The sequence below is a fragment of the Sphingomonas sp. RIT328 genome (assembly GCF_000632225.1).
GTDB classification, from domain to species: domain Bacteria; phylum Pseudomonadota; class Alphaproteobacteria; order Sphingomonadales; family Sphingomonadaceae; genus Sphingomonas; species Sphingomonas kyungheensis.
The window spans coordinates 1-5,803 of sequence record NZ_JFYV01000048.1 but is presented as its reverse complement, the minus strand read 5'-3'; the positions used below and the strand labels follow the sequence as shown (position 1 = coordinate 5,803).

The 5,803-nt window shown below is 67.3% G+C and carries 7 protein-coding genes; 1 reads left to right on the top strand and 6 read right to left on the bottom strand.

Going from position 1 to position 5,803, the window contains the following annotated elements:
• Nucleotides 1–846: TonB-dependent receptor (locus BW41_RS16700; protein WP_235199812.1), on the top strand; the 846-nt coding region annotated here is incomplete at its 5' end.
• Nucleotides 847–935: 89 nt separating this feature from the next.
• Here BW41_RS16700 and BW41_RS16695 read toward each other — a convergent pair.
• The 6 genes from BW41_RS16695 to BW41_RS21985 all read right to left on the bottom strand — a co-directional run.
• On the bottom strand, nt 936–1,280 hold the full coding sequence (locus BW41_RS16695) for a tetratricopeptide repeat protein (RefSeq protein ID WP_037535827.1): 345 nt from the start codon (nt 1,278–1,280) through the stop codon (nt 936–938).
• Nucleotides 1,281–1,365: 85 nt separating this feature from the next.
• Nucleotides 1,366–3,225: an ABC transporter ATP-binding protein gene (locus BW41_RS16690; protein WP_037535825.1), complete on the bottom strand. Its 1,860-nt coding sequence runs from the start codon at nt 3,223–3,225 to the stop codon at nt 1,366–1,368.
• A 208-nt stretch (nt 3,226–3,433) separates the two neighbouring features.
• Nucleotides 3,434–3,862 carry an ExbD/TolR family protein gene (locus BW41_RS16685; RefSeq protein WP_037535822.1) on the bottom strand — a complete coding sequence of 143 codons (429 nt, stop codon included), beginning with the start codon at nt 3,860–3,862 and terminating at the stop codon, nt 3,434–3,436.
• A 30-nt stretch (nt 3,863–3,892) separates the two neighbouring features.
• Nucleotides 3,893–4,369, bottom strand: coding sequence for an ExbD/TolR family protein (locus BW41_RS16680; RefSeq protein ID WP_037535820.1), 477 nt, complete (start codon nt 4,367–4,369; stop codon nt 3,893–3,895).
• A 93-nt stretch (nt 4,370–4,462) separates the two neighbouring features.
• Nucleotides 4,463–5,257, bottom strand: a complete 795-nt coding sequence (locus BW41_RS16675) for a MotA/TolQ/ExbB proton channel family protein (RefSeq protein ID WP_037535818.1) — start codon at nt 5,255–5,257, stop codon at nt 4,463–4,465.
• Between the two features lie 68 nt (nt 5,258–5,325).
• Nucleotides 5,326–5,803, bottom strand: a 478-nt coding sequence (locus BW41_RS21985; RefSeq protein ID WP_037535816.1) for an energy transducer TonB, incomplete at its 5' end; no start/stop codon positions are given.

Sequence of the window (5,803 nt, the reverse complement as noted above, 5' to 3'; positions counted from 1 at the left end):
AAAAGGCGCGCCCCCGCCCGACGCGTGATCCTGCCCATAGCCGGACCAGGCGTTTCGGGGCTGCAGGCGACGATCGGGTGGCGCAAGACGCGCTATACCGACGTCAGCCCCGCCAGTGCCTATGAGGTCGATCCGACCACGCTGTCCTATGGCCTGATGGTCAAGCCGGTCCGCTGGATCAGCGCCTATGCCAATTATATCGAGGGGCTCGAACCCGGCCCGATCGCGCAGCAGATCGCGCGCAACGCCGGCGAGATGCTCCCCGCCGCGGTCAGCCGGCAGCAGGAAGCCGGGATCAAGATCGCGCCGCTCACCCGGCTGCTGCTGACCGGGACCTGGTTCCGCATCGCCCGGCCCTCGGCCTATCTCAACAGCAGCAACCTCTTCGTGCAGGACGGCGAGGCGGTCTATCAGGGCGGCGAATTCAGCGCGGTGGGCGAGGTCGGTGCCAATCTGTCGATCACCGCGAGTGCGATGGCGCTGTCCGCGCGTCAGCGGACGGGTTCGCCGGACGTCGCCGGCAAGCGGATCGAGAATGTCGCGCCCGGTTCCGGCTCCCTCTTCACCCTCTACCGGGTCGCCTCGGCCCCCGGCCTGAGCCTATCGGCAGGGCTGTTCCGGATCGGTCGGCGCGCGGTCAATGCGCTCAATCAGGCCGAGGTGCCGGGCTATACGACGATCGACCTCGGCGCCGGCTATCGTTTCACGCTGTCGGGCAGGTCCGCGACCGTGCGCGCCTATGCCGACAACGTCACCGGCCGACGCTATTGGGCGTCGACCGGATCAAGCCTGCTCGCGCAAGGGCTGCCGCGGACGATACGACTCAGCCTCTCCCTCGACCTCTAGGGGGCTCGTCCGATCGTCGCCCGCCGCGCCGAAACGCCTGGTCCGGCTATGGGCAGGATCACGCGTCGGGCGGGGGCGCGCCTTTTCGGCTATCGCGTCGCGACCCGCATCGGCAGTCGCGCGAGACCGCGCGCCGCGACGTCGTGCGACGAGACCACCGCACCGCTCGGCATGTCCATCGCCACCGCCGGGCGCTCCAGCACGGTATCGTACAGCGCGCGCGCTTCGGCGCTGCGGCCGATCCGGGTGTAGGCGGCGGCGAGGTTGAGCATCAGCTCGGGCCGGTCGGGGAAGATCCGCCGCTCCGCCTCGATCCGCTTGGCTGCGGTGACGAAGTCGCCCGCGGCGATCGCCTGATAGCCGGTCCGGTCGGCCGCGAGCACCGGTGTCGCCAGCATCGTGCCGGCCGCCATCGTGAGGACAAGATTACGCATTGCATCGTCTCCCCCCTGCCCGAATGGCAGGTTTCATTTTTATGACATTGGTGTGTCACTTTGAAGACAACGACGCAAGGTCCGATCAGGTCCGTTCGGTCACCCCCTGCCAGGCGCTGCGCATCAGATGCTGCAACCGCTCGCGGCTCCGGTCGGAGAGGTGGCGCAGCCGCTCGCCCGCGGCGGAGATGCCGGTGCTGCGATCCAGCCCCTCGACCTGCATCACCCACAATTGCCGGAAGGCGCCGCCCTTCTGGCGCAGCAGCTGCTGCGGCGGCCCGTCCTCGACGATCCGCCCGTCGGCGAGCACGACGACGCGGTCGAAGCCGGCGATCGTCGACAGGCGATGCGCGACGGCGATGACGGTGCGGTTCTCGATCAGCGCGTCGAGCCCGTTCTGCACCTCCAGCTCCGATTCCGAATCGAGCGCCGAGGTCGCCTCGTCGAGCAGGACGATCCGGGCATTCTTCAGGAAGGCGCGGGCGATGCCGATACGCTGCCGCTGGCCGCCCGACAAATTGGTGCCGCGTTCGCCGACGATCGAATCATAGCCGTGCGGCAGGCGGCGGATGAACTCGTCGCATCCTGCGGTCTGCGCGGCGCGATGCACCTCCTCGTCGCTCGCATCGGGTTTGGCGAAGCGGATATTCTCCATCACCGTGCGGTGGAACAGCATCACCTCCTGCGGCACCACTGCGAGCGCATCGCGCAGGCTCTCCTGCGTCACCTCGCGGATATCCTGGCCGTCGATCGCGACATGGCCGGCCTGCGGATCGTGGAAGCGCTGGATGAGCTGGAGCAGCGACGACTTGCCCGCGCCCGACGGTCCGACGACGCCGACCTTCTGCCCCGCCGGAATGACCAGCGACAGGTCGTGCAGCACGGGATGCGCCGGGTCGTACCCGAAGGTGAGCTGCGACAGCTCGACCCGCCCCTCGCCGACGCGCAGCCGGCTCGCCGCCGGCGCATCGCCCAGCGTCTGCGGCACGCCGATAATGTCGAGCGTCTCGCGCAGATAGCTGAATTGCTGGCTGGTATCGATCAGCGCCATCGCCAGGTCGCGCGATCCATGCAGGATGCGGAAGGTCATCGTGCTGATCACCACCACGTCGCCGGTCGAAATGGCATGCGCCGACCAGCGGCCGATCGCCCAGATCAGCGTGCCGCCGACGAGGATGGCGAGCGCGAGGTCGTGCAGCCCGCGCATCCGCTCGACGAAGAACCAGCCGCGCCGCTGCGCGCTCGCCTCGTCGTCGAGGAAGCCCTGCAGGCGCGAGAGTTCGCGCTGGTGCGCGGCGAAGGCCTTGACCACCCAGATGTTGCCGATCAGGTCGACCAGCTCGCCGCCGACGGTGCCGGCACGCTCGGCGAAGGCCTTGTGGTGGACGTGCCCGCGCAGGCCGAGCAGCACCAGCACGACGGTGACGACGACGAAGATCACGCCCAGCACCGCAGCCATCGCCGGATCGATGCTGACGAAGATGATCATCGCCCCGACGAAGGCGATCAACGGCGGCGTCACCTCCTGGAGCAGACGGTGGACGATCGAGCCGAAGATGCCGGCGAGACCGGAGACGCGATGGCCGAGCGAGCCGGCGCGCTGGTTCTGGAAGAACGGCATCTGGTGGCCGGTCAGATAGTCGACCATGTCGAGGCGGATATCGACGCCCGATTTGACCGTGGCATGGCCGAGCGTCAGCGCCGCGGCGCGTTGCAGCGCGCTTTCCAGCACGACGAGGGCGAGGAAGGCGGCGAGGAAGGTGTAGACGGCGGCGCGGATCCGGTCCGAGCCGGTCATCGCGTCGATCAGCAGCTTCAGCGCATATTGCACCCCGATCGAACAGGTCGACGAGGCCGCGACGAGCAGGCCGAGCGACAGGAAGGTCCAGGGACGGACGCGGATGTAATGGAGCAGGAAACGGGTCGGACTGCGTCGGTAGGACATGGCAGAGGGCTCCCGGCGGAGCGGGCATGTTGCAGCGCAGCAACATCGCTGGCAACCGCCATGCGTCGGGAAGACGCGATTTGCCGTCCGACGCCCCTGCGTGCTGATGGCGATCAGCCCGGCGCCGGTGCGCCGTCACGCCGGGACCGCGCACGAAAAAGGGCGGCTCCTTGCGGAACCGCCCCTGACGCATAGCCTTCAGCCGGGATCAGAAATCGTTGCGATACTGTTCGTTGCCGATGAAGCCCAATTTGGTCACCGCCGAACGCTTGATCACCGCCAGCGTCTGGTCGACCTTGTCGTATTTCGCCGCCGGGTCGGGCTGGAAGTGCAGCTCCGGCTCGGGATTGATCGCCGCCGCCGCGTCGAGATAGGTGCGCAGCGTCACCTCGTCGACGGGAACGCCGTTCCACGACACCGTGCCGGCCGCGTCGATGATGATCTTGTTCTTCTGCGGGTCGACCGGCGGTTTGACGTTGCGCGGATCGTTGACCGGCAGATCGACCTTGACCGCGTGGGTCGGGATCGGAAGCGTGATGATGAACATGATGAGGAGCACGAGCATGACGTCGATCAACGGCGTCGTGTTCATGTCCATCATCGGCTCGCCGTCTTCCGTGCCACCACTCATTGCCATTTCAGATACTCCTGGATCGGGCGGGGCGGATCAGCCGCCCGCGGGCGGCGGCTGCGAGATGAAGCCGACCTTGGCGAAGCCGGCCTGCTGCATCGTGTATACGGTGCCGCCGATGCACTTATAGGGGGTGTTGACGTCGCCGCGGATATGCACTTCCGGCAGTTCGAGGTCCGGATTGCCGGCACCGCCCTGACGGTCGATCTCGAGCTTGAGCTTGTCGACCGCGCGGGTCAGCAGGTCCTTGCTGGTGATCGGCGACGTGCCCCAATAGACCAGGCAGCTGCCGTCCGGCTTGGTCGTCACCGACAGCAGAACGTTTTCGGGCTTGGTCGTCGTCGGATCGAAACGGACCTTGGGCAGGACGATGCCCTTGACCGTCTGGATCGCCACCGGAACGGCGATCAGGAAGATGATCAGAAGCACCAGCATCACGTCCACGAGGGGCGTGGTGTTGATGTCCGACAATGGTTTCTCGGAGGAACCTCCTCCGCCTGTGCTCATCGCCATGTGCGAGCTATCCTATCCATTCCATGTGCCGGCGGCCGTTCGCCGCCGGCTGGTCGCGGGGTCGCCAAAGCGCGACCCCGCAGCCTTATCGTCTTACGGGCGGCTCTGCACGCCACCGGCCTGGCCGGCGGTGGTGGTCGCAGCCGCCGGCTTCACCGGGGCCTTGGCAGCCGGCGCATTGCCGAGCGTCGGCTTGACGGCACCGTTCGAGGCGAGGAAGCCGAGCACGTCGTTCGAGAAGGCCGACAGGTCCTCCGCGATCGACTTGTTGCGGCGCTGCAGCCAGTTGTACGCGAGCACCGCGGGAACCGCGACGACCAGACCGAGCGCGGTCATGATCAGCGCCTCACCGACCGGGCCGGCGACCTTGTCGATCGAGGGATCGCCCGACGCGCCGATCTTGATCAGCGCGCGGTAGATGCCGACCACGGTGCCGAACAGACCGATGAACGGTGCGGTCGCGCCGACCGTCGCGAGGAAGGCGAGACCGCCGCCCAGCTTCGAGTTGATCGCCGCTTCCGAACGGGCGAGCGAACCGTGCAGCCAGTCATGCGCCTCGACCGGATCGGTCAGCTTGGCGTGCTGGTCCTGCGCCTGCAGGCCGTCGTCGACGAGCTGCTTGTACGCCGAGTTCTTCTCGAGCTTGGCGGCGCCCTCGCGCAGGTTGGCCGAGTTCCAGAAGCCCTGACGGACGCGCTTCGCCTGGTTGATGATCTTCTGCTGCTCGAACAGCTTCGAGAACAGGATGTAGAACGAGACGATCGACATGATCACGAGGATCGTGAACACCGACTGCGAGATCAGGCCGCCTTCCTTCAGAGCGGCCTGCAGGCCGAACTGGTTTTCGGCGGCCGCGGTGCCGCCGGCCGCGAGAATGGTGGTGAGCATTATGGTATCCCTCTAATCTATCTGGCTGGCCGCTGGGGCCGATTGGCATGCATTAGAACGTCGGTGCATCAATCCGTCGGCACCTGCCAGCGGATGGAGATGGTATCGCTAGCAGCGATCGGCTGGCCCGATTCATCCTTCGCCGGCGTATAGCGACCACGACGCTGCGCGACGCTGCACGTTGCGCGATCGAGATCGGAATTGCCGCTCGACGAGGTGACCGTGCAACCCGACACGCGACCATCGGTCCCGATGCTGAGCCGTGCGACGACACGTCCCGAAGCCTGTTCACGAAGCGCGCCCGACGGATAATCGTCGGTGCTGTACCAGCTCGACGGGTTACCCTTCGACTTGGCGGCCTGAGACACGCGCGGCGGAGCCGGCGGCGCAGGCGGTGCCGGCGGAGCGGGCGGCGCAGCGATCGGCGTCAGATTGACGGCCGGCGGCGGCGTCGTGACCGTCTGGATCACCACGGGCGGCGGGTTCGGATTCTGCACGATCGGCGGCGGCGACACCACCGGCGGCGCCGGCATCGGCGTATCGGGC

Excerpts from the sequence above, each read along its gene's own strand:
- BW41_RS16680 (WP_037535820.1), bottom strand. The coding sequence starts at position 4,369 with ATGGCGATGAGCACAGGCGGAGGAGGTTCCTCCGAGAAACCATTGTCG.
- BW41_RS16675 (WP_037535818.1), bottom strand. The coding sequence starts at position 5,257 with ATGCTCACCACCATTCTCGCGGCCGGCGGCACCGCGGCCGCCGAAAAC.
- BW41_RS16695 (WP_037535827.1), bottom strand. The coding sequence starts at position 1,280 with ATGCGTAATCTTGTCCTCACGATGGCGGCCGGCACGATGCTGGCGACA.
- BW41_RS16690 (WP_037535825.1), bottom strand. The coding sequence starts at position 3,225 with ATGTCCTACCGACGCAGTCCGACCCGTTTCCTGCTCCATTACATCCGC.
- BW41_RS16685 (WP_037535822.1), bottom strand. The coding sequence starts at position 3,862 with ATGGCAATGAGTGGTGGCACGGAAGACGGCGAGCCGATGATGGACATG.